The organism is Paenibacillus dakarensis, from assembly GCF_001373415.1.
Lineage (GTDB): Bacteria > Bacillota > Bacilli > Paenibacillales > Paenibacillaceae > Paenibacillus_AQ > Paenibacillus_AQ dakarensis.
In genome coordinates this window covers 22228-46117 of record NZ_CDSE01000025.1, presented here as the reverse complement: position 1 = coordinate 46117, position 23890 = coordinate 22228, and the positions used below count along the sequence as shown (strand labels likewise).

14 protein-coding genes are annotated in these 23890 nt (G+C 45.8%); 13 read left to right on the top strand and 1 reads right to left on the bottom strand.

Annotated features, from left to right (window positions below; all coding sequences use genetic code 11):
* Positions 1-130: 130 nt before the first annotated feature.
* The 7 genes from BN1234_RS07185 (at position 131) to BN1234_RS07155 (ending at position 9047) form a co-directional block, all read left to right on the top strand.
* Positions 131-2200: a bifunctional rhamnulose-1-phosphate aldolase/short-chain dehydrogenase gene (locus BN1234_RS07185; protein ID WP_054955987.1), complete on the top strand. Its 2070-nt coding sequence runs from the start codon at positions 131-133 to the stop codon at positions 2198-2200.
* Positions 2201-2298: 98 nt separating this feature from the next.
* Positions 2299-3555 (top strand): L-rhamnose isomerase, encoded by a 1257-nt coding sequence (gene rhaA / locus BN1234_RS07180; RefSeq protein ID WP_054955986.1) that lies wholly within the window; start codon positions 2299-2301, stop codon positions 3553-3555.
* A 48-nt stretch (positions 3556-3603) separates the two neighbouring features.
* Positions 3604-5088, top strand: a complete 1485-nt coding sequence (locus tag BN1234_RS07175) for a rhamnulokinase (RefSeq protein ID WP_054955985.1) — start codon at positions 3604-3606, stop codon at positions 5086-5088.
* A gap of 14 nt (positions 5089-5102) precedes the next feature.
* A complete protein-coding gene (locus BN1234_RS07170) occupies positions 5103-5879 on the top strand; it encodes a DeoR/GlpR family DNA-binding transcription regulator (protein WP_054955984.1) in 777 nt (258 codons plus the stop codon).
* 197 nt (positions 5880-6076) lie between these two features.
* Positions 6077-6805, top strand: coding sequence for a (Fe-S)-binding protein (locus tag BN1234_RS07165; RefSeq protein ID WP_054955983.1), 729 nt, complete (start codon positions 6077-6079; stop codon positions 6803-6805).
* Positions 6802-8313, top strand: a complete 1512-nt coding sequence (locus BN1234_RS07160; protein ID WP_054955982.1) for a LutB/LldF family L-lactate oxidation iron-sulfur protein — start codon at positions 6802-6804, stop codon at positions 8311-8313. Before BN1234_RS07165 ends, BN1234_RS07160 begins: the two co-directional genes overlap by 4 nt.
* A complete protein-coding gene (locus tag BN1234_RS07155; protein ID WP_054955981.1) occupies positions 8310-9047 on the top strand; it encodes a LutC/YkgG family protein in 738 nt (245 codons plus the stop codon). The genes BN1234_RS07160 and BN1234_RS07155 overlap by 4 nt, the downstream gene beginning before the upstream one ends.
* A 603-nt stretch (positions 9048-9650) precedes the next feature.
* Here BN1234_RS07155 and BN1234_RS07150 read toward each other — a convergent pair.
* Positions 9651-10505 carry an SDR family oxidoreductase gene (locus BN1234_RS07150; RefSeq protein ID WP_054955980.1) on the bottom strand — a complete coding sequence of 285 codons (855 nt, stop codon included), beginning with the start codon at positions 10503-10505 and terminating at the stop codon, positions 9651-9653.
* Positions 10506-10825: 320 nt separating this feature from the next.
* On the opposite strand from BN1234_RS07150, the gene BN1234_RS07145 reads away from it, so the two are divergent.
* From BN1234_RS07145 to BN1234_RS07120, 6 genes are all read left to right on the top strand, one after another.
* Positions 10826-14284 (top strand): DUF5722 domain-containing protein, encoded by a 3459-nt coding sequence (locus tag BN1234_RS07145; protein WP_054955979.1) that lies wholly within the window; start codon positions 10826-10828, stop codon positions 14282-14284.
* A 245-nt stretch (positions 14285-14529) separates the two neighbouring features.
* Positions 14530-16233 (top strand): hypothetical protein, encoded by a 1704-nt coding sequence (locus BN1234_RS07140; protein WP_054955978.1) that lies wholly within the window; start codon positions 14530-14532, stop codon positions 16231-16233.
* A 53-nt stretch (positions 16234-16286) separates the two neighbouring features.
* Positions 16287-18683 (top strand): alpha-L-rhamnosidase-related protein, encoded by a 2397-nt coding sequence (locus tag BN1234_RS07135; protein ID WP_082423131.1) that lies wholly within the window; start codon positions 16287-16289, stop codon positions 18681-18683.
* Positions 18684-18813: 130 nt separating this feature from the next.
* Positions 18814-19929: a GntR family transcriptional regulator gene (locus BN1234_RS07130; protein ID WP_054955977.1), complete on the top strand. Its 1116-nt coding sequence runs from the start codon at positions 18814-18816 to the stop codon at positions 19927-19929.
* Positions 19930-20202: 273 nt separating this feature from the next.
* A complete protein-coding gene (locus tag BN1234_RS07125) occupies positions 20203-21876 on the top strand; it encodes an ABC transporter substrate-binding protein (protein ID WP_054955976.1) in 1674 nt (557 codons plus the stop codon).
* A gap of 100 nt (positions 21877-21976) precedes the next feature.
* Positions 21977-23890 (top strand): DUF5711 family protein, encoded by a 1914-nt coding sequence (locus tag BN1234_RS07120; RefSeq protein ID WP_054955975.1) that lies wholly within the window; start codon positions 21977-21979, stop codon positions 23888-23890.

The following is a 23890-nucleotide window of genomic DNA, read 5'->3' as shown; positions in this document are numbered from 1 at the left end:
TTATTTTTGAAATTTAACTATTCAAAAATAAACGGGCATGTTATTATGTTTTCAATACATTGGAAACAGGAATTCATCAAAGGTATCACATTTTAATTTTAAACTAACGTTCCAGGAGGGAGATTATTTCATGGTTCAAAGCTTATGGGATAAATCAAAGGCTGAACAGGCAAGCAGCACTTTAGATGAACTTGTTTATCGTTCTAATATCATTGGGGCAGACCGCCGTGTCTGCAATTGGGGTGGGGGCAACACTTCCAGTAAAACGACGGTAAAGGATTTTCGCGGTCGTGATACAGAAGTCATGTATGTAAAGGGAAGCGGATCTGATCTTGCTTCGATGAAAGCAGGCAATTTTACAGGGCTTCGGATGGATGACATCAGACCTTTGTTTGAGCGAGATGAAATGCCGGATGAAGAGATGGTTGCCTATTTGGCCAATTGTATGATCGATTCCAAAGATCCTAGAGCTTCTATTGAAACATTACTTCATGCATTCCTTCCATTTAATCATGTCGACCACACACATCCCGATGCCATCATTAGCCTATGCTGTGCTGACAACGGCAAAGAACTGGCCAAAGAGATTTTTGGTGACCGCTTTGTATGGGTTCCTTATATAAGACCTGGATTTACGTTATCCAAAATGATTGCAGAAGGCGTTATGAGCAATCCGAACGCCGAGTTGGTTCTTATGGAGAAGCATGGACTAGTGACCTGGGGAGATTCGTCCGAACAATGTTATGCCCAGACGATCAGAATCATTAGTGAAGCCGAGACCTTCATTGAAGAGAGAATCAATCCGGATCGAATGTATGGAGGTATGAAGCACAGCCCGCTTCCTGCTGAGGCGCGCCAGAGCATAGCTGCGGAGGTAATGCCTTTAATTCGCGGCGCAGTAAGTGATGTTAAGAAAATGATTCTTTCATTTGATGACGAGGAGGATGTGCTGGCATTTGTCGGTGGGAAAGACTCATTTGAGTTGTCTCAGGTGGGGGCAGCTTGTCCGGACCATCTGGTACATACCAAAATGATACCTCTCTTTATCGACTGGACACCGGATCCCGAGGATATTGATGGACTAAAGGTGAAACTGCAAGAAGGTATTTCTTCATATAAAGAACAATATAAAGCATATTTTGAACGTAACAAGCATGAAGGCGATGTCATGTTCGAGGCTGCTCCACGCGTCATATTGATACCTGGTGTTGGTATGATTAATTCCGGAAAAAGCTGGTCGAACTCTAAAGTAAGCGGCGCACTTTATCACCGGGCTATTGCGGTTATGCGCGGAGCAACCGCTCTTGGCAAGTTCGTTTCCTTGAGTGAGAACGAATCGTACAATGTGGAGTACTGGCCGCTGGAGCTGTATAAGCTGACACTTGCGCCGAAGGAAGCTGAATTCTCCCGCCAGATTGCCTTTATCACTGGCGGTGCAGGTGGAATTGGAAGCGAAACTGCACGGCGTCTTGTATCCGAGGGAGCCCACGTTATACTCGCCGACCTGAATCAGGAGGGAGCAGAGAAGGTAGCCGGAGAAATTAACGAGAAGTACGGGGAGAACCGGGCAATCGCTGTTAAGATGGACGTGACGGATGAAGCCGCGGTTCGTTCGGCTTATCAAGCATCAGCCGTTGCATATGGTGGCGTGGATATCATCGTGAACAATGCAGGTTTGGCCACATCCAGTCCTTTTGATGAAACCACGCTGAAAGAATGGAATCTGAACATGAATGTACTTGGAACCGGATATTTCCTGGTTGCTCGTGAAGCGTTCAAAATGATGAAAGAGCAAAGTATCGGCGGCAGCATGGTATTTGTAGGTTCGAAAAATTCCATATATGCGGGCAAGAATGCTTCAGCATACAGCTCAGTTAAGGCACTTGAAGCACATTTAGCCCGCTGTATCGCGGCTGAGGGCGGACAATACGGGATTCGTGTCAATACGGTTCTTCCGGATGCGATTCTGCAAGGCTCTGCGATCTGGAATTCCAACTGGCGGAATGAACGGGCTGCAGCGTATGGTATTGAACCAGATGAGCTTGAGGAGTATTACCGCAAGCGGACAACATTACTTGTAAACATCTATCCAAGAGATATCGCTGAAGGCATCGCGTTCTTCGCTTCATCCCGGTCTGAGAAAACGACAGGCTGCATGCTCACGATCGACGGTGGTGTCCCTGCAGCATTTAGCAGGTAGTACCTTGATTAATCCATGTAACTAAATCAATTGAAAGAGACGTTTTGAAGACGGTTTTTAACGTACAGTTCAAACGTCTCTTTTAAGGAGGGTATAGGATGCGTAAAGAAGTGGTACAGAGATTTGAAGAGGCGAAGCAGCTTTATGAACAGCACGGGGTCGATGTGGATAAAGCCCTGGAAAAGTTGGAGCAAATCAAGATTTCGGTGCACTGCTGGCAGGGGGATGATGTTCAGGGCTTTTTGTTCGGAGATCAGGAACTAAGTGGAGGAATATCGGTTACGGGACAGTATCCGGGTGCTGCGCAAACGGCAGAACAGCTTCGTGCGGATCTGCAAAAGGCACTCTCCATGATTCCAGGAAAGCATAAAGTGAATCTTCATGCCATTTACGCGGATACGGATGAGCAGGTGGACCTGGATCAGCTGGAGCCTAAGCATTTTCAGACATGGGTGGACTGGGCGAAGGAGCAGGGATTGGGTCTGGATTTCAATCCGACATGCTTCTCGCACGAAAAGTCCAAGGATGGATTCACTCTTAGCCATCCGGATCCGGAAATTCGGCGATTCTGGATTGATCATTGTAAGGCATCCCGGAGAATTGGCGCTTATTTCGGTGAGCAGCTGGGTCAGACCTGTGTGACGAACATTTGGGTTCCCGATGGTTACAAAGATGTACCGGTAGATCGTTTAACACCGAGGCAGCGCCTTAAGGAAGCACTGGATGAAGTTTTCGCTGAAGAGCTGAACCCGGCTCACAATCTGGATGCTCTTGAAAGCAAATTATTCGGTATTGGCTCGGAGGCTTATGTTGTCGGTTCCCATGAATTTTATATGGGTTACGGGATTAGTAACAATAAGCTGATATGTCTGGACGCAGGGCATTTCCATCCAACCGAAAGCATTGCGGGAAAGCTGTCGTCTCTGTCACTGTTCACTGACGGCATACTGCTTCACGTCAGCCGTCCGATGCGATGGGACAGCGATCATGTTGTCATTATGGATGATGAGCTGATCGAAATCGGCAGGGAACTGGTACGAAATAATCTGATTGAAACCACACATATTGGTCTCGACTTCTTTGACGGAAGCATAAATCGGGTTGCAGCATGGGTCATTGGTACCCGGAATACGATAAAGGCGCTGCTTCGCGCCATGCTCGAACCGACGGAGTCTCTAAAGAAAGCGGAATTTGAAGGCGATTACACAACGAGATTAGCCTTGCTGGAGGAATTTAAATCCTATCCTTTTGGCGCGGTTTGGGATTATTACTGTGCCCAAATGGGGGTTCCTGTCCGGGAAAACTGGCTTGCTGAGGTAAAGGCCTATGAAACGGAAGTACTATTGAAGCGTTAAGCAGCAATGGGGAGCATTACATCCGATGAAGAACGGGGAGGCCGCCTAATGAGTGTTCTTGCTTTTGATTTAGGGGCGAGCAGCGGCAGAGCGCTGCTCGGTCGTCTGAATGATCATAAGATGATTATTGAGGAAATTCACCGTTTTCCGAATGATCCCGTTCAAGTTGGTCAACGGCTGCAGTGGGATATTCTCCGTCTATATCATGAAATGAAGCAGGGTTTGTTAAAAAGCAAGCAGTTGAACGCTGCTCCGACCAGCATAGGGATCGATTCATGGGCTGTTGATTTCGGATTGATTGGTGACAATGGAGAACTTCTCGGAAATCCGTACCATTATAGGGATACACAAACCGAGGGAGTAATGGAACGGCTGTTTAAGGAGATCCCGGCATCTGAAATATTCAGCCGTACGGGGATTCAGTTTCTCCCGTTCAATTCCATTTACCAGCTCGCTGCAATGAGACAGAATCACTCACCCCAGCTGGAAAGCGCAAACAGACTTCTCATGATACCGGATCTGCTGCGTTATTTTCTAACGGGTGAGATGAACAGTGAGTTTACGAACGCTACGACGACACAGCTATACAACCCAGTGAAGAACTGCTGGGATGAAGATATTATACAACGGATTGGTCTTTCCAAATCATTGTTCTCTCCTGTAGTAAACCCAGGCACAATGACAGGCTCGCTGCGTTCCTCTGTTATGGGTGAACTAGGCGTTCCCGCTATTCCTGTGTATGCCGTTGCAGAGCACGATACTGGCTCCGCTGTCGTTTCCGTACCTGCACTGGAGCGCAGCTTTGCTTATCTAAGCTGCGGCACCTGGTCACTCATGGGTACAGAAGTGGATAAACCGGTGATCAATGATAAAGCTCGAGAACTCAACTTTACGAATGAGGGCGGTGCTTATGGTACATACCGTCTTCTGAAGAACATCATGGGTCTTTGGATTTTGCAGGAGAGCCGCCGTGCCTGGGAAAAGAAAGGCCTTGTGTATTCTTTTCCCGAATTGGTTAACATGGCTGAAATGGCTTCGCCATTCGTTTGTTATATTGATCCGGATGATGAGATGTTTCTGTCGCCAGGTGATATGCCCGCAGTCATCCAAGAGTATGCAGTCCAAACCAATCAACCTGTTCCTAGGGAACCCGGTGATATAGTGCGCTGCATTCTTGAAAGCCTTGCTCTAAAATACCGCTATGTCCTGGAAATGACAGAGCAATTGTCTGGACAACGGTTTAATGGTCTGCATATGGTAGGCGGAGGCATTCATAATGAGCTGCTTTGTCAATGGACGGCTAATGCGATTGGCAAGCCGGTATGGGCCGGGCCTGCAGAAGGAAGTGCCGTTGGCAATCTGGTTGTTCAGTGGATTGCCCGGGGAGAAATATCAGACATTTGGGAAGCCCGAAAGTTGATCCGTCATTCATTTGGAGTTAAGGTATATGAGCCGGAACAACAGGCAGAGTGGGAAGAAGCATTCGGAAGATTTCGTCAAATCATAGGTTTGACTTCAAAAATACAACAGTAAGGATGAAGAGATTTATGCTGGTTGCAGAACGTTATGAGAAGATTGTACATTTGGTCAACGAGAGAGGAAGTATCCGGGTAACCGAACTGAGTGAGCTTTGCGGCGTAACGGAGGAAACCATTCGCCGGGATTTAGACCGGCTCGAGGATTCGGGACGTCTTCGCCGGTCTCATGGAGGTGCGGTTAGTGTTAAGGATCAATCTACTCCTTGGCGTTCTCAACCTGAAATTCCTTTTACAGAACGTGAGATTATGCACGCTGAGGAAAAGCAGCGAATTGCAGAGGAAGCGGTTAAGCTGATTGAACCGAATCAGCGGATTCTGCTTGATGCGAGCACTACCGCCTGGTATATGGCCCGTCTGATTCCTGATTTTCCGTTAACGGTACTAACCAATTCCATCAAGGCTGCGGCTGAACTCGGCGGCAAGGAGAAGATCGAGGTGATCTCGACTGGAGGTATTATGGCACATCGGTCCCTCTCCTTTGTAGGTCCGCTCGCTGAGCGATCCCTGGATTCCTATCATGTGGATAAAGCGTTTCTATCCTTCAAAGGGATTCATTTGGAGAGAGGTCTTAGCGAGTCCAATGAGCTGCAGGCCAGAATCAAGCACAAGATGATCGGTATGGCAGATGATGTAATTCTGCTCGCGGATGCGAGTAAATTTGGAGTTCAGGCCTTCACGCAGGTTTCAGATCTTCAGCGGATCGGAACTATTATTACGGATAAACGTCTATCCGCTGAAGATGCAGCGCCATTCATAGAGCGCGGTATCCAAATGATCTCTGTATAACGTGATAGCCGGTTCACGCTGTAGGGACAATTATGCAGGATCCATGTTCAATCCCCCGATCTCGGGGGTTCTTTTTACAATATAAAGACTTGGAATCCATGTAAGCGTTAACAGAAACGGAAGCCGTCCTAATGGGCAGGTGAACCCGTCTCTTCTTGTAAATAGGCGAGATTATATGAATGGTAGGCGGGGTGCACATGAAAATATCCTTATTTGTAACATGCTTAAGCGAAGCTATGTTTCCGCGGGTATCGGAGGCGATGGTTCGGCTGCTTGCCCGTTATGGTGTAATACTGGAGTTCCCTGATATTCAGACTTGCTGCGGGCAGCCTGCATATAACAGCGGTTATTGGGACGAAGCCCGAAAAAGTGCCCGGACTATTTTGGATGCTTTTGAAGACAGTGACTTTGTCGTGTCTCCTTCAGGCTCCTGCACATACATGATTCATCATTACACTGACCTGTTTAAGGATGATCCAATCTACTTGAAAAAGGCAAAGGATTTACAGCAGAAAACGTATGAATTCTCACAGTTCCTTGTTAAAGTACTCGGGGTAACGGATGTCGGAGCCATATTTCCGCAAAAGGTTACGTATCATCCATCCTGTCACGGCAGCCGCCTGCTTGGAGTAAAGGACGAACCGATGGAGTTATTGCGGCAGGTGAAGGAGCTGGAATTCGTGCCGCTGCCATTTGCCGAGGACTGCTGTGGATTTGGGGGTACTTTCGCTGTTAAAATGGCGGATATTTCCGGAGCGATGGTCACCGAAAAGGTGGATCACATTGTCGAGACGGAGGCCTCTGTGTTGGTCGGACTTGATATGGCTTGCTTGATGAATATTGCCGGAAACCTCAGATATCGCGGGGAGAAGGTACAGGTGATGCATTTGGCAGAGCTTCTGTATGAAGGAGTGAAGCGAACATGAGTACATCCGGATCAAAAAAGATAAGTATGAAGCAGCGTTCCCGATTGGCGCTCAACAATGATTTTCTGCGGAGTGCAGTCCGGTTTACAACGGAGAGGCTTCGCAGCGGGAAATTGAAAGCTTCTGCAGATCACGGAAATTGGGACATATGGCGGGAGAGGGGGCGTCAAATCCGGCTTCAAACCATTGCCAATCTGGATTATTACTTGAATTTATTCGCTGATAATGCCCGGGCTAACGGGGTGCATGTTCATTTCGCCGAGACTGCGGAAGAGGCGGTGGATATATCTCTTGAGATTGCGAAACGGAATTCGGCTAAATCGGTCGTGAAATCGAAGTCGATGGTTTCAGAGGAACTGCACCTCAATAAAGCGCTGGAGTCTATTGGTGTGGAAGCGGTTGAGACCGATCTCGGTGAGTATATTATTCAGCTGGCTGATGAAACGCCGTCCCATATCATTATTCCTGCTATTCACAAGAACCGCTATCAGATTGCTGATCTGCTGTCGAAGGAAGCAGGAGAGACTCTTCCACCGGATACAACGATATTGGCTGGATTTGTCAGGAACAAGCTCAGAGAGAAGTTTCTTGATGCGGATATCGGCATGACCGGCTGCAATTTTGCCATCGCTGAAACGGGTTCCATGGTATTGTTTGAGAATGAGGGCAACGCCCGTATGGTTACAACACTTCCGAAGACACAAATTACGCTGATGGGGATGGAGCGGATTATTCCGTCCTGGTCTGATCTCGAAGTCATGGCAACTCTGCTCCCCCGTTCAGCAACCGGTCAGAAGCTGACGGTTTATATGTCAGGAATCACCGGACCGCGAAGAGAGCATGATGCGGATGGTCCGGATGAGATGCATATTATTATTCTCGACAATGGGCGGTCACTGCAGCTCGGTGATCCAGAGTTTCAGGAGCTTCTTAACTGTATCCGCTGCGGTGCTTGCCTTAATGCTTGTCCGGTCTACAGGCAAATCGGGGGGCACGCCTACGGCGGCACCTACAGTGGCCCGATTGGTGCCGTGCTCACACCTGCCCTGCAGAAAAATGTAGCTGAATGGGACGATATCGCCAATGCTTCAAGCCTATGCGGTGCCTGCTATGAAGCTTGTCCGGTGAAAATTCCGCTCCATGATATGCTGGTCTCCCTGCGCAGGCGCAAAGTTGAAGCCGGGCGAGGAGATAAGCTTGAAGGAACGGCTATGAAAGGCTTTGCGGCGATTATGGGCAACTCCAAACGCTTCAGAAGTGTTATTCGTCTCGGGAAGCTTGGACAGAAGCTGGTCGTTCGAGACGGAGAAATACGTACAAAAGTTGGGCCGTTAAAGGGATGGAATTCATACCGTGTAATGCCGAGCTTGCCCAAAGAATCCTTCCGGGACAGATGGCCAACGCTTGAGGAGGAGATTCGCCAGGGCATAAAGGAAATGGATTCCGGCATAGAGAACAGGCTGAAGCAGATTATTATAAAGCGTGAGAAGGATGGGGAGACCTCATGAGCACACAGCAATCGCATCAGGAATGGCTTGCTTCCATGGAGGAGAAGTCAAGAAAGAAACAGGCATTATTTATGAATGGAATCGCCGCCAAGCTGAACAGGCCGCGTGTACTGCAGAAGCCGGAGCATCCTTTTCGCGGCGCTCCGGATTTCTGGAATGAATTCAACTGGTCACAGGAAGATCGGATTCAACAATTCACAGTAAATATAGAAGCTGCTGGAGGCTATGCTGCTCACTTGACGAATATGGATCAGGTAAGGCAGTTTATAGCCGTGAAAGCTGAAGAAATGGGTGCACGCCGCATTCTTCGGCAAAATCAGATGGAGCTTACACAGCTTGACTTGGAGACCGTGCTGCCAAATACCGATATTTCGGTCTGGAATAATAACCATGACACCGACTGGCGTTCCAAAGCTGCTGAAGCTGATTTCGGTATCGTTGTAGCAGACTATGCCGCAGCTTATACAGGTTCTATGGTAGTTCTCTCTTCAGCTGATCAGGGCAGAGCAGTCAGCCTTCTGCCTACCGTACTTATCGCAATTATACCTGCGGATCGTTTGAAGACGCGGATCGGAGAAATTGTGGTGAACTTTGATTCGGCTGGGCGAGAAAATTTGCCTGCAGGCATTCATTTTATTTCGGGCCCAAGCCGCTCTGCCGACATTGAGAACGATTTAACCATCGGTGTTCATGGACCGGGCATTGTGTATGCACTTATTGTGGATCAGATATAATTTATCCATAAGAGCTACCTTAAAAAACACCTACACAAGTTTTAGCATCACTACGAATGCGGATCATTCTTCCGAGCACTGTTGTCCCCAGATTTCTTATTAATTGTGTTAATATTGTTGAAATCCGGGGACAAAGGTGCGCGCTTCGCTTCTCCAGAATAATTCCGCCTTCTCCGTTGAAGAATAGATCTTTAAATCATCTTAGCCTACAAGCTGGTTCCTGTACTCTGCAGGAATCAGCTTGTTTAACTTTCGCTGGGCTCTACCTTTATTATGAAATCGAATGAATTTTTCAATTCTTCTTTGTACATCATCGATACCTTTTATATAATATGTGATTCACCACAAGATGAAATTGACAATTCCACTCATCCTGTATTCGGTGGTACCCCACGGTCTTGGTACACTCTTCATAATTTGCTTTGATCTTAAGTTTCGAATCAGTACCGGGATATTATCCTTGCACTTCAATTAAGCGTAGTACCACTTCTGTTCAAGATTCGGAACAACTTGTTTTATGATCTTGATCTCTACTCCAATTCTCTGCTGGTGTAAGAAGGACTTATTTATGCTTGAGTTTAGATAAAGTATTGCATTGCATTATTACTTCCCTTTACGAGTTAATTTAGCGAGATCATCCCACTGTTCATCTGATACGTCCAGCAGCTCGTTAAACTGCCCCGCTCCTTTAAGCCATTCGCCGCCATCGATCGTTATGACATCCCCGTTTATATATCCGGCGTAATCCGAAATAAGATAAGCTGCCAGATTGCTTAGCTCTTCTGGATCACCTACCCGTGACAGGGGAACACGGTTAATCATCTTCTGCTCGAATTCAGGCGTCGGGGACAGCCTTGACCATGCACCCTCCGTTGGAAACGGTCCGGGAGCAATGGCTACCTGACGAATTCCGTAAGGGGCCCATTCTACAGCCAGAGAACGGGTTAACGCAAGCACGCCGGCTTTTGCCGCAGCCGAAGGAACAACGAAGCCGGACCCGGTTGAAGCATAGGTCGTAACAATATTCAGCATCGTACCGGTAATTCCTTGGTCGATCCATCGCTTACCAACTTCCAGCGTCGTATAAAAGGTCCCGTGCAATACGATGTTCAGCACAGCATCCACTGCCCTGTGGGAGAGACGTTCTGTTGGACTAATGAAATTACCCGCCGCATTGTTGACCAGCACGTCTATGTTTCCGAAATGGAACTCTACATCTTTAACAAGTTGTTGAACTTGTGCCGGGTCACGGACATCACAGCTCTTGTAATACACTTGATGACCAAGTTTGCTCATATCTTCGGCTGCAGCCTTCAGTACTTCTTCACGACGCCCGCAGATCGCAAGCTTAGCCCCTAGCTCTAAAAACTTCTCAGCAATAGCCCGGCCCAGCCCTGTGGCTCCTCCAGTGATCAACACAACCTTGTCCTGCAGCAAGTCTTTAGCAAACGGTCCCATCATTTCACGCTCCTTCAGATATGGCGGATGGAAATTACATATATAACCCAGCGTAACATTACACGATGTGGAATGGAATAGTGTGCACGACGGGTTCATAAGAAGGGTATTTGTAATCATTCCCGGTTAACTGAAGTAGGTCTCCAAGTTGGGTGAATTTTGTAGAACATATATGTACTTGGACACCCCAAACATTTACAGTGTAGGACCCCAGGATTATTTAAGTATACTTTTATAAATTTATGTTGATAAAGGAATACCTTTAATATATAACCTATATACCGAACAATCATTTGAATATTAAAGAGGAGGTATTAGTGATGCGTTTAAGAACGGTATCTATGGTAATGTCTTTGGTTATGCTGCTTCAAGTCATGCTGACTGTTGTTGTATCGGCTGGTGCTTACGACCCGGAACTGAAGGAATCTGAGCATGTGACAACAGGACATGATATGTTTCCGGCTATGATCATTAATGACTTTAATACACCAGAGGATGTTGGCACATGGAGAGCAGGGAAAAATACAAAAGAAATACAATATGTTACCAGTATTTTGAATGGACCTAATTCACCCTTTGAGGGAGCCGGTGCATTAGAACAAAATCCGGATCTGGTCAAGGTATATGAGTGGCGTACGATTTACAGGGAGTTTGAAGAGCCGCTCGATCTGTCCGATTATCGCTTTATGGCATTTGCTGCGAACAGCTGGGGATGGCAAGGATCAGCCGATTATGTAGTCAAGGTAAATCTGTACAGTGGAGAGGATAAGTTTGAAAGCACTGCTATGATCCGGCCAGACAGCTGGAAACGAGTGTTTATTAAACTCGCTGACTGGGCAGGAAGAAATGCTGTTACAAAAATGGAAGTTTCATTTATGCAGAATTTTGATTTGGATGGTGTATTGCCTGGTCAGCCTGGTTATGATTATTGGAATGGTCGTTTCCAAATCGACAATATTATAGCTACCAATGTCATTGATATGACCTTCAATAATGAAGGTGAAACCGAAGGCTTCACGGCTGTAAACGGATCGTTGGAATCGGCTGACGGGAAGCTGGGTTATACACTGAATGATGAAGGCACCTGGATCGAATCACCGGAACTGCAGATCGATGCCTCCAAGCGAAACGGGATGGAAATGACCATGACGAACGGAACGGGTTCTAATGATATAAAGATTCAGTGGAAAACGGAAGAGAGTGATTGGAATGAAGAGAATAGTAAGACATTCACTATTCCTTCGGAAGGAACATTCACACATGATTTCAATTTTTCAGATCATATGGGGTGGAACGGTGTCATCAAGGGTTTTCGTGTGATACCTGCTGCTTCATCCGGTACTTTGAGCTTCGATGAGATCCGGCTTAGACTGATGCCCGCAATTGAGAAGCCTTATGACGGGAAAGCCGGGGCTCGTATCGAAGGCGATGGACGAATTGTAATTGAAGGAACAGTGAAGCAGGAGTTCGTGGATGCTCATCCGTCTGAAAGGTTGTACTTGTTAGAGTTGGCAACGTACGAGAGCGTGAAAACCGATCTTGTGCATAAGCTCCCTCTGGCTGATACGGCGCTTGCAAATACATTTCGCTTCGAGAGTGACATCAAAGACGGACAGCGAAGCCGCCTGTATTCTAAATTTGTGGTAGCAGCAAGACTGCCTGACGGCAGTTATGAACCGATTGATGCACCGCAATACATCACGAATGCGGAAGTTTTGGCTGGTAATCATGAAGCATATCCGGAGGCACAGAGCATTAAAGGGCTGCAGGTTCAGATGACGGCAGACGCACAAGAACTTGGTATTAGCCATGCAGCATTAAATGTTCCGTACAACGAACTGATGTATAAATCAAATAATCATCCGGAGAACACGATTCCATACGAAGTGGAAGGTGAAACCTTTTACTTCCGTAAGAGCAGAATCGAGCAGTTAGACATTGGGGTTAAAAGCTTGTCTGACAATGGAATGATCGTCTCTCTCATATTGATCATGTACAATACGAAGGATCCGGATTCGGCTAACGAATACTTAATTCATCCGGACTCGGAGCCTGGTGGAACCGTCTATGCATTAAACACGTCTAATGAGATTGGCGTTAAATATGTGAAGGCGGCTACCCAATTTATAGCAGAGCGTTATTCTATGCCAAACGGACAGTACGGCAGAGCCGTTAACTACATTGTCGGAAATGAAGTGGGCCAGAACAAAGTATGGAACAACATGGGGCCCAAGCATGTGGATGCCTATGTTCGTGAGTATGCTCAAACCCTTCGTTTAGTTGATAGCATTGTGAAGTCTACCTATGCGAATGCCAGGACTTATGTGTCACTTGACCATTTTTGGAATGAGAAACTCAGTGATGATTCTACCTGGAAGTATGATAATAAGGTTATTGTTGATCGCTTAATATCAATGTCTCATGCTGAAGGGAACTTCTCATGGAATATTGCCCCACATCCTTATCCAGAGGATTTATTTAATCCACGGTTCTGGAATGACTCGACAGCAACGGATTCATTTGATACACAGCGCATTACCTTCAAGAACCTGGAAGTGTTAGTGGATTATATGAAGCAGGATGATTATCTCTTTAATGGGGAAATGCGGCGGATTATGTTGTCAGAACAAGGGTTCCACAGCTTAACCAATTCAGAAGAACATCAGAAACTCCAAGCTGCGGCTTATGCTTACGCTTATTATAAAGTTAAATTTCTCGATGGTATTGACGCCTTCATCCTGCATCGGCATGTTGACCATGGTGAGGAAGGCGGTTTAAACCTCGGGTTATGGACGCATGCACCTAACACGGTTGTAACACCGGATCAGCATAAGTATATTTATGATGTCTTTAAATATATCGATACGGATCGTTCACTTGAGGTAACTGAATTTGCGAAAGAGATCATCGGTATAAAGGATTGGAAAGATGCCATCCCTAACTTCGATCCTGCACTTCTTCAAGACCGTCAAAGGCCTATAACGAAAGGGATGGACTTTATACTTAAAGCTGACAAGGTCATCAAGGACGGAGGATTTGAATCCGGCGCAGACGGATACGTGGCATCCGAAAATGTAGGAACTGTGATTAATGAGACGGGGGATGCCTTTCAGGGCGAAGGATATCTTAGAGCAAGCATCGGCAGTCTTTATTCCTTGAACTGGTCAGGCGTGCAGAAAACGTTTGATAAACCGGTTGATGTGAGGAAAACACCATATTTCACAGCAGCGGTACAGCTTCCAAATGCCAATCCGGATAAAAAATATGTTGCAAAGTTTATGGTTTACAGCGGATTTGATTCTGTAGAAGGTACGGCAATACTCGATCCATCAAAGGGATGGCAGCAGCTGGCACTGCCGCTTGAAGGCTGGAAGGGCGCGAAGTCAGTAGACCGTGTGAAAATTTGGGTGCGCTCAGAAGGTGGAGACCCCTGGAGGGGTCAGCTTTGGATAGATGAAGCCACTTTCGCAGGAAAGGTCAAGGTTGATAAGGATTATGCCAATGTTGATACTCATGTCAGTAAGTTATCTCCAGAACTTGAGATTGGCACAAAAATTTCGGTTACGGTAACGAATCACGGTACCCAAAAGCTGAAGAAATTACAAGTAGAACCGTCTAAGGAATTACAAGCATGTCCGTGCAGCATTTCGCTGCATGATATCGAAACAGGGGGGAGCAAGACGTTTACACTCGAAGTAAGCAGCTACAATCCTATTCCAGGAATTGACCCCAAATTGACACTTAAGCTCGGTGCCCGTGACTTTATATTTCCACTTTAATGGATTGAACGTATAAGGATTGAAATCAATCTGGGACTGCGATGCTCTAAGTGGCATTGCAGTCTTTTTTTTGTTTTGTATATTTAGTTGTCAAAATAACCTATTAAGTATATTATGGTTATAATAAGAATACTTTAATGTGTCACATCTCATCTGAGCTTTGATATTAATAAGGATTGAACTTGATATTGAAGAATGTTCGATCTAACGGTGGCAATGCTCATAAAGAGAGGAAGGTTATAAGGATGGCGAAAAGAAGAGGAGAACTCCTGCTTTTCGATCAATGTGGAGGCATCGATGGACTTGGGCGGGAACTTCCTTCAATTAAGGACGCGGGTCCTTTACGCGAAAACCGGTATGTGGGCATATTCTACTTTCTCTGGTTAGGTCAGCATGGTACAGCCGGACCATATGACAACACCAAGATCCTCTCACAGTGGCCTGAGGCTGTGCACGATCCAGGGCATCCGGCTTGGGGACCAGAGAATTCATTTCACTTTTGGGGAGAACCGTTGTATGGATACTATTTAGGCGACGATTCCTGGGTACTGCGCAAACATGTGCAATTACTTACGAGTGCCGGTATTGACTTCTTAGTCTTTGACACAACGAATGCAGAGATATATAAAAAGGTTTATGATGAACTCTTCAGCGTGATGGACGAAATATATAATCAAGGTTTCAAGGTTCCTAAATTTGCTTTCTATACGAATACAAATGCCGGGCAGACGGTCTCGGAAATATATGATGATATTTATAAACCGGGTCGATATAAACATCTCTGGTTCCACTATAAAGGCAAACCTTTGATTATCAGCGATCCCGAAGAATGCGATGAAGAACAGCGTAATTTCTATACGTTTCGCCGCAATCAATGGCCTAATCAAGCGGCTAAGACGAACGGCTTCCCGTGGATTGAATTTCAGCGTCCGCAGCGGGTGTTCTATAACGATGAGGGCGAGAAGGAGATCATTAATGTTTCTGTTGCACAGCATCCAAGCGTAGCAATGAGTGATACTCCGTTTTACCAGTATGGAAACAACTGGGGTAGGGATTACCATGAGGGCAGAGAAGAAACGGAGGATCCTTCCCTAGATCAAGGCATGAATATAGCTGAGCAGTGGGAGTTCGCATTGAATGAAGACCCAACGATGATCTTCGTTACAGGCTGGAATGAATGGATTGCGATGCGCCTGAAAGGGACGTCTGAGCGCCCTGTATTGTTCGTAGATCAAGCTACACTTAATTTTAGTCGGGATATTGAGCCGATGAAGGGCGGGTATGTGGACCACTATTTTATGCAAATGATCGGGTACATTCGCCGCTTTAAAGGAATATCCAATCGGGATAACAGCTTAAACCGAACGATCACCTTAAATGCAAAGCCTGATTTTGACACATGGCACATAATAGCTGAGGAGTATAAGGATTTTAAGGGGGACACAGGCCACCGAAGACATGCAGGCTATGGAAGTCATTTATATATCGATGGCACAGGTAGAAATGATTTTGTCCTATTAAAAGCAGCGCATACGAATGAAAACTTATATTTTTATGTACAAACCAGAGAGCCCATCTCACCATATACAGATCCTAACTGGATGATGCTGTTGATTCGGAACCGAAGGCAGCGGGACTTCGGATGGGAGGGGTATCACTACATCGTCAACAGGAAAGTCAAGGATGAAAGAACAACATGGCTGGAGCGGAGTTCAGGTGGATGGAATTGGGAGCAGGTTTCTGAGATATCATACATTGTCCAGGATAATGAAATGCAAATCGAGGTGCCACGGGTTATGCTCGGAGTAAATGATCCGGATGAGGGAATCTGGATTGAATTTAAGTGGGTTGATCATATGCAGAATGAAGGAAATATCATGGATTTCTATCAATATGGCGACACAGCGCCGAAAGGGCGAATGAACTTTGTGTATAAAGAATCAGTTTGAACGGGAACGGAGTTTCAAATCAGACTTTCTATGCATACGTTGGAGGTATTGACATGATTAAAGAAAGCTGGAAGGCAAAATGGATCTGGGCGTCAGGGTATTCATCAGATAATAATGTATATGTAGAAGCCAGAAAAGCCTTTGAGGTGACCCTGCCTGTAACTTCAGCAGTGGCCCGGATTTCTGCGAATCAATCCTATAAACTATTCATTAACGGCATAGAGGTAGGCAGAGGACCGGCGCCATCGGATCTTTTATGGATGACTTTTGACACCTATGATATTTCTGGATATTTGAATGATGGTACGAATGTGGTTGCGGTTACTGCACATAATTTTGGGACTGATAGAATTGTTACGAACCAGCTTCAGGGCCCAGGAGGGCTCATATGTCAGCTGGATTTGTATGAATCGGTTAGCGATGTTGAAGATGAAACCCGTGCACAGATTATTGCCAGCAGCTCTGATTGGAAATGCAGGCGTTCCCCAAGGTGGAGGGAGGAAGTGAGCCGACTGCACATGTGGGGTGGATACCGCGAAATCATTGATATGTCAAAGGATGATGGCTGGGAGCAGATCCGTTACGACGACTCTCTATGGCCGAACGCTGTATCCATTGCTGATGCTGAGCAACCAGACTCGCCATGGCCTCGGCTCATTGCCAGGGAAATTCCTTATTTGAAGCAAACGCTTGTTGCACCTGTTGCTGTTGTTTCAGCGGAGCCCTATAAAGGGGCCATATCGGGTTCGGATTCTGTAGTATATTCAGGCAAGGATAAAGCTGAACTCAGTATGGATGCTTCCATACCCGGGTCCATTCCGCAAATTACATTTGACTTCGGAGCTGAGGTTGTGGGCTACCCGGAGATCGAAGTCGTTGCAGAAGAAGGTGGAGTACTGCAGCTGTTCTATGGTGAATCACTAGAAATGTCGCTTATGGACACCTACCTTTTGCGAAAAGGAATAAATAAGTTGACCCCATTCGGGAGGCGGGCCTTCCGCTATCTGAAGGTTTCCGTAATGGCGACACCGGTTCCCATTCAAGTTCATAATCTTCTTATGAGATTTGTTCATTATCCATACAACGAAGAGGGATATTTTCGCTGTAGTGATGAGAAGTTAAACCGCATTTGGGAGACAGGCCGCTACACAACGATTGTTAACAGTCAGAATCATTTTGAAGATTGTCCTTACCGGGAAGGCGCGCTATGGGTTGCGGATTCCGTAGTCATGGCGAAGGTTGTATATCAGACACTCAGTGATCCTTCGCTTGTAAGAAAGTCACTGCTGCAAGCTGCCAGAATACAAAATGAAGATGGTTCCATTCCAGGCACCGGACCTCAGCAGAACTCTTTCTTACTGCCGGATTTCTGTGCCCATTGGCTGTTCGGCATATCCGAATACTATGCATTTACGAAAGATACCGCATTTCTGAAAGAAGTTTGGCCCAATATAACAAAGCTTGCCGGCTGGTTTAAGAATCAGGAGGATGAAGCAGGTCTCTTTGCTAAGGCGGATCGGGATGGCATGTGGTGTTTCATTGACTGGTCTGATGATATTGAACGTAAAGACCGGGTAACCGCAATCTCGTGCTTTTATTATAAATTTTTGATGACGGCTTCGTTTTTGGCAAAGGAACTTGGAGAGCAAGAAGAACATATAAACTTTCAGCAAAAAGCGATAAAGCTTCGCGGAACGATTCGCGATTTGCTGCGTATACCTCAGACCTCGATTTACGCGGATTGCATGACCGATCAAGGGTTGTCTTCCAGTATAACCGCACAGACCAATTTTGCAGCGGCATGGTCCGGCATCATGGATAAGACAGAGGCTGCTGAATTTATACAGAATCATTATCTTTCAGGACGTTTGCCTAGTATTCGAGGAGCTTTCTTTTACCATATTGTATTGGAGACGCTTTTTGCGAATGGATATTCAGAGGAGGCAATCGTTCTCATCCGTAAATATTGGGGTGATATGCTGGATCGGGGAGCTACGACCTGGTGGGAAACATTCGATCCGGATTTACCGTTCTCCACAATACCAAGTCCTTACATGGGCCATACTCCAACCTATTTACAGGATGCAATTCCCGTAAGCCTCTGTCATGGCTGGGGAGCATCGCCTACGTATCTGTTGAGTAAGGAACTGCTGGGGATTGATGTTTCTACGTCAGGTATTGGTGCAGTCTCATTGAATCCAACGATCGTGGAAGGGATCGAATGGGCAGAAGGCTCCGTGATTCTTCAACAAGGCGAAATCCGAGCAGAGTGGAAAAGAGATCAGTCTGGGGTTTGCCGTTTCCAGGCATCTTTTCCGAAGGGGATATCATGGGTTGCGCCAGGTATATCAGAATTGTCTGTGGTGACCGAAGAAGAACGGATTCAAGTGGAAGGGATCATAGCCTCTTCTTCTAATCGGGGAGCAGCATTCAGCGAATCACAGGGCTAGGTTAGCACGGAAAAACAATAGGTGAATACAGGCAGCGTCAGGCCAATGATGGCCTGTGCTGCCTATTTGACTTGATTAAAGCAAATTCATAAAGTATACTTAACTCAATTTGGTAAGGAGTGATCACATCATGGAGATGGAAAAGTCGGACAAGACTCCGATGTATCAATATATAATGAACGATATCAAGCGGAAGATTGCTGCAGGAGAGTTAAAGCCTCATGATCCGCTTCCAACTCAGATTGAACTGGCTAAGGAATATAATACGAGTGAGATTACCTCTCGCCGGGCGCTTTCTGACCTGGTGCAAGAAGGATTTGTATATAGAATACGCGGAAAAGGAAGTTTCGTACACGATAATCCGTCTGCCACAGATTCAGAGGCGATTCGAGTCATTTATTTTGCTCACCGGAATCATGAAGTAGGAACATTTGTTCATCCGTTTTTCACCGATATGTTTGATGGGATCAGGGAAGTGTGTGAAGAAAACGGGATCATCTTTTATATGTGGGACATGGGGGAGGATTACAATCTGCCGGATGATCCTCATGCCGGGATTGTTCTGCTGACTTTAACGGAGAAGGAGAATTTTGATCTTACAAGATTAACCGCTTGGCAGGAGGAGAAACGGCGATTCGTGACGGTTCATTTCTACTATCCTCATTTGGGGATACCTTACGTTATCGTAGATAATCTTACCGGCGGTTATCTGGCCACCCAGCATCTGATCTCACAAGGACATCAGCGAATTGGTATCGTTTTGACCGGGAATTCAATTTTGGACCTGAACCAGGAGTTTTCATTGCGTTTACAAGGGTACAAGCTGGCACTATCACAGCACCAAATACCGTTTAACTCGGATCTGATCATTGTCATTCCAGGTGAGGATGAGAGGGTTGTTATGGGGGAAGAGGGCTTTAAAAGGTTGATGGCTTTGCCGGACCCGCCGACGGCGGTATTTGCTACAAGTGACTACAAGGCATTCGGAGCGATGAACGCGGCTAGGGAGATGGGCATGAGGGTCCCTGACGATGTCAGTATCATTGGTTTTGATGACGTAATGCTGAGTGAATACTCATACCCGAGACTTACAACCGTTAACCAAAATACACGTAAACTGGGCAAGCGCGCAGCTGAGATCCTTTTGTTCGAGTGGGGGGAGAACGGTGCTCCTTTACTCAAAGACGAAATCGTTCCAACACTCACAATTCGGGATAGTACTGCACCCCCATCATCCGAGAAATAAACCGGGAAATGATAAATAAGCCTAAGCTCCCTATTCATAGGGGGCTTTCTTTGTATACAATACCTCTATAGTTAAGGAATTCAATATAAAACTTCACTGAAACGGGTTCACTATATGAAAAAAGTGTTGCAATAGGCTTTTTACAACAGTATACTTTGATTTATAAAGTATACGAATAAGTATCCTCTATACTTTATATCTGAAGTGAGTCGGTTAAGTTAAAATTTTTGGAAGCGCTTCAGTGAAATTTATTTTGAAGTAGGGGGGATCAACGTGAACAACAGAAAAAGGTATATCGTTCTCTTGAGTATTGTAATGCTTTTGCTTTTACTGACAGCATGCAGCAAAGAAGCCCCGACACAAGTATCGGATAACGGAAATCAAGGCACAAAACAGTCTAACGGTGAGCAAGGGGGGAAAGAAACTCCCGAGAAAGAGCCTGCTGCAACAGAGCTGTCCGGAAATATTAATATCTCCTTGTCTAACGGTTCTGCATCTGTATGGAAAGCAGTTGCAGACAGTTATATGAAGAAGAACCCGGGCGTAAAGGTAAAGGTTGATAATAAGCCTGCAGAAGGATACAAGGAGTGGTTGACTGCTCAGTTCGCAGCAGGTCAGCCTGATGTTGATCTGGTTACGAACAATGAAGTCATAGGATTGGTGAACGATAAGAAATTCGTGGACTACTATCCTTACTTCGATAAAGTGAATCCTTACACAGGTCAACCATGGAAGGATACTCTTGATCTGAAGGCCATGGGGATTAATCTTGAAGCTGTTGGCACCGAAGATCATCTTTATAATCTTAACTTTGAGTCCGTCCAAATTGTTTGGATATACAACAAGGAGATTTTTAAAGAGGTAGGGGTGACGGAAGCTCCAAAGACGTTTAACGAGCTGATTGATGCTTTTGAAAAGGTTAAAAAGGCCGGATACACACCTCTAGCTCTTGGTGGTGATTCCAAATCCATGTGGAGCGGCCGGGCAGGCTGGTTGGTTCGTATTTATGCAGACCAATATATGCGTGATTACATTCATGCCATTCGCTCACAAGAGCAGGACTATACTTATCTTCCGGAACTGGACGATAACTGGACCTACGACTTAAACGATCCGTATAACGACTCCAACAGCAAGGTTACGAAAAATGACATGCGTCTCTGGAAAGCTGTTAAAGATAAGGAAGGTCCATTTAAAATCGAAGGAAACCCGCAATGGAAAGCATATTCAGAAAATTTGAAGAAGCTGTTCTCCTATACACCTGAGGGATTTTTTGGCGTGAAGGAAGAGCAGGCCTATAACCTGTTCCTTACCGGGAAGGCTGCAACGATGCTGGGAGATCCCGGGTCATATTGGCAGCTGCCGAAAGATTTTGCGGACGAATCCAAAACGGGTGCGACAGGCGGTGTGAAACCGTTTGAATACGGATTTTTCAATATGCCATCTATGGAAGGGCCAGAAGTTATGGCACCGGCACGTACCATTCAGATCCCTGTCGGTTTCTATGGAATTGTAAATAAAGATGCCAAACAGAATGAGTTGAACGTTGACTTTATGATGTATCTGACCAGCCCAGAAGGATACAACATCTATCTTCAAGCGATTCAAAATAGTAAAGATGCTGCTCTTTCCGGTTCGCCGGCCATTAAAGGAATTACGCTTCCAGATGAAATGGCTTCTGCATTCGCGAACTTTGAGGCTATCGGAAACACCGAAGGTTATAGTAGTGCAGCTAACAATATAGCGCGCGGTTTATGGGATTATCAGCCATCTGTTCAGGATTGGGTTGGTTTAATACAGCGCTACTTCAGTGGTAAAGTGACAACAGACCAATATCTGCAGCAGCTTCAGGCGAATATTGATAAGTATTTGGAGCCTGCAATGAAAGAACACAAGAAAGAGCTGTCTGATCTTGAACATCCGGAACGCCGTCCTCCAGAACGTTAATAGATAGTTACCCCGAATCTGCACAAGTCTTTTTGTGCAGATTCGGATTATTATGCAGCGGCTAAAGGCTGCCCTGGTGAAAGATAAAAGGAGGATTACCATGAGAAAAATCCCAGGGATATTCGCTATGCTGATCATGCTTCTAGGTCTTATCCCGGGAGCAGTTATGGCTGAAGACAATTGGTCAATTGAAGATGCGGGAAACATAACCTCCCTTTCTGTCTCAGAAGATGGAAGCAGGTTGGCGATTGGAGCTCATAGCGCTAAAGCATATCTCTATGATACCGAAGGGAATATTATTTTCGAGGTTGCCGCGGGTAACGTTGTGACAGGTGTCGAACTGCTTGCTGACGGCACACTGCTGGTTTCATCGGATGACAGGCATCTGTATGCTTATGATGCTAATGGTAAGCAGCTTTGGGATGCAAATTTGAAGCGGCAGATCAAGAGCATGTCAGCCTCACTGGATGGATCGATCATCGCGGTTGGCATCCAGCGCAGTAATGACATTGTACTCATTAATGGAGCAAACGGCGAGCAATCCGGCAGTATACCTATTGGGACAACTATACGGGAGGTCAATGTTTCCGCTAATGGTCTATGGATTGCTGCAGCTACCAGTGATCAATTTGCTTACCTCATGGACCAAGAAGGTAATCTGCTGCATAAATTCAGCGCCAATAATCAAATTCAATCGATGGCTGTGACGGACGATGGCCTGGTTGCGATCGGCACCGCATCCAATAATGTAGAGTTATTCGACCAGAACGGCAAGGTACAAGAGTCGATTAAAGTGCGTGATATTGTAACGGACGTTGCATTTTCGGAAAGTGGAGATATGGTTGGTATTTCTGATTTGTCAGGTAATTACTATATCTTCGATCAGAATGGCACACGGCTTTGGGAATCAAAAATTACCGGTGAAGGCCGTGGCGTTGAGTTTGATAAACAAGGCAAGTCGCTTTTTGCAGGAACAAACGATGGCCGTATTTTCAAATATGATGTAGGCAGTGTGATTGAAAAAGCGAAGATCCAGGCAAAATGGAGTATGATCTTCTGGGTTGCCGCGGGCCTTGTCATTCTAGCAGCTTTATTGCTCACATTGCGATACATGAAGAAGCGAAACCGGCTGGACATCTTTCGTCAGATTTGGAACAGCAAGTACATATATCTTGCCTTGGCGCCTACATTCATTCTTGTATTTCTATTTCTTTATTATCCGGCATTTTCCGGATTGTTTCATTCCTTATATGACTGGCAGCCGGGTGGAAGGACAACATTCATTGGTTTAGCCAACTTTGAACGTATGGTCCATGATCCTTACGTGATCAAGGGAATCTGGAATTTAATTATTCTGATTATTACCGGCCTTGTGAAGGCACTTATACCCGCGCTAATCGCAGCTGAATTGATCTATCATCTTCGAAGCAAGAGGCTGCAATATGGTTTTCGTACCGTGTTTACCATATCGATGGTTATACCTGGCGTAGCCTTACTGTTGATTTGGCAAAACTTATACGACCCTAATGTGGGATTAATCAATAACTTTTTGGAAATCATCGGACTTGGATCGTGGAGTCACGGCTGGTTAGGAGACCCGAATACGGCTTTATGGGCCCTCATATTCATTGGTTTCCCGTTTATCGGGATTTTACAGCTGCTTGTGTTCTATTCAGGTCTTTTATCAATACCTAACGAACTGATAGAATCAGCTAAAATCGATGGAGCTAGCCTGGGTCGGATCATACGGTCTATACACTTACCGCTTCTAAGTGGACAGTTCAAGTTCTTGATTATAATGACTTTGATCGGCATCATACAGGATTTTAACGGAATTATGATTGTTACAGGCGGTGGACCCATGGATTCAACTTACGTTCCCGCACTGCAAATGTATTATGCTGCTACCAAATTTAATGATCTTGGTTATGCTTCTGCGCTTGGTGTCAGTATGTTCTTGGTTATCCTGGTCATTACAATCATTAACATGAAACTTATCAAAACGGATGATTAA

Excerpts from the sequence above, each read along its gene's own strand:
- BN1234_RS07185 (WP_054955987.1), top strand. The coding sequence starts at position 131 with ATGGTTCAAAGCTTATGGGATAAATCAAAGGCTGAACAGGCAAGCAGC.
- rhaA (WP_054955986.1), top strand. The coding sequence starts at position 2,299 with ATGCGTAAAGAAGTGGTACAGAGATTTGAAGAGGCGAAGCAGCTTTAT.
- BN1234_RS07175 (WP_054955985.1), top strand. The coding sequence starts at position 3,604 with ATGAGTGTTCTTGCTTTTGATTTAGGGGCGAGCAGCGGCAGAGCGCTG.
- BN1234_RS07170 (WP_054955984.1), top strand. The coding sequence starts at position 5,103 with ATGCTGGTTGCAGAACGTTATGAGAAGATTGTACATTTGGTCAACGAG.
- BN1234_RS07165 (WP_054955983.1), top strand. The coding sequence starts at position 6,077 with ATGAAAATATCCTTATTTGTAACATGCTTAAGCGAAGCTATGTTTCCG.
- BN1234_RS07160 (WP_054955982.1), top strand. The coding sequence starts at position 6,802 with ATGAGTACATCCGGATCAAAAAAGATAAGTATGAAGCAGCGTTCCCGA.
- BN1234_RS07155 (WP_054955981.1), top strand. The coding sequence starts at position 8,310 with ATGAGCACACAGCAATCGCATCAGGAATGGCTTGCTTCCATGGAGGAG.
- BN1234_RS07150 (WP_054955980.1), bottom strand. The coding sequence starts at position 10,505 with ATGGGACCGTTTGCTAAAGACTTGCTGCAGGACAAGGTTGTGTTGATC.
- BN1234_RS07145 (WP_054955979.1), top strand. The coding sequence starts at position 10,826 with ATGCGTTTAAGAACGGTATCTATGGTAATGTCTTTGGTTATGCTGCTT.
- BN1234_RS07140 (WP_054955978.1), top strand. The coding sequence starts at position 14,530 with ATGGCGAAAAGAAGAGGAGAACTCCTGCTTTTCGATCAATGTGGAGGC.
- BN1234_RS07135 (WP_082423131.1), top strand. The coding sequence starts at position 16,287 with ATGATTAAAGAAAGCTGGAAGGCAAAATGGATCTGGGCGTCAGGGTAT.
- BN1234_RS07130 (WP_054955977.1), top strand. The coding sequence starts at position 18,814 with ATGGAGATGGAAAAGTCGGACAAGACTCCGATGTATCAATATATAATG.
- BN1234_RS07120 (WP_054955975.1), top strand. The coding sequence starts at position 21,977 with ATGAGAAAAATCCCAGGGATATTCGCTATGCTGATCATGCTTCTAGGT.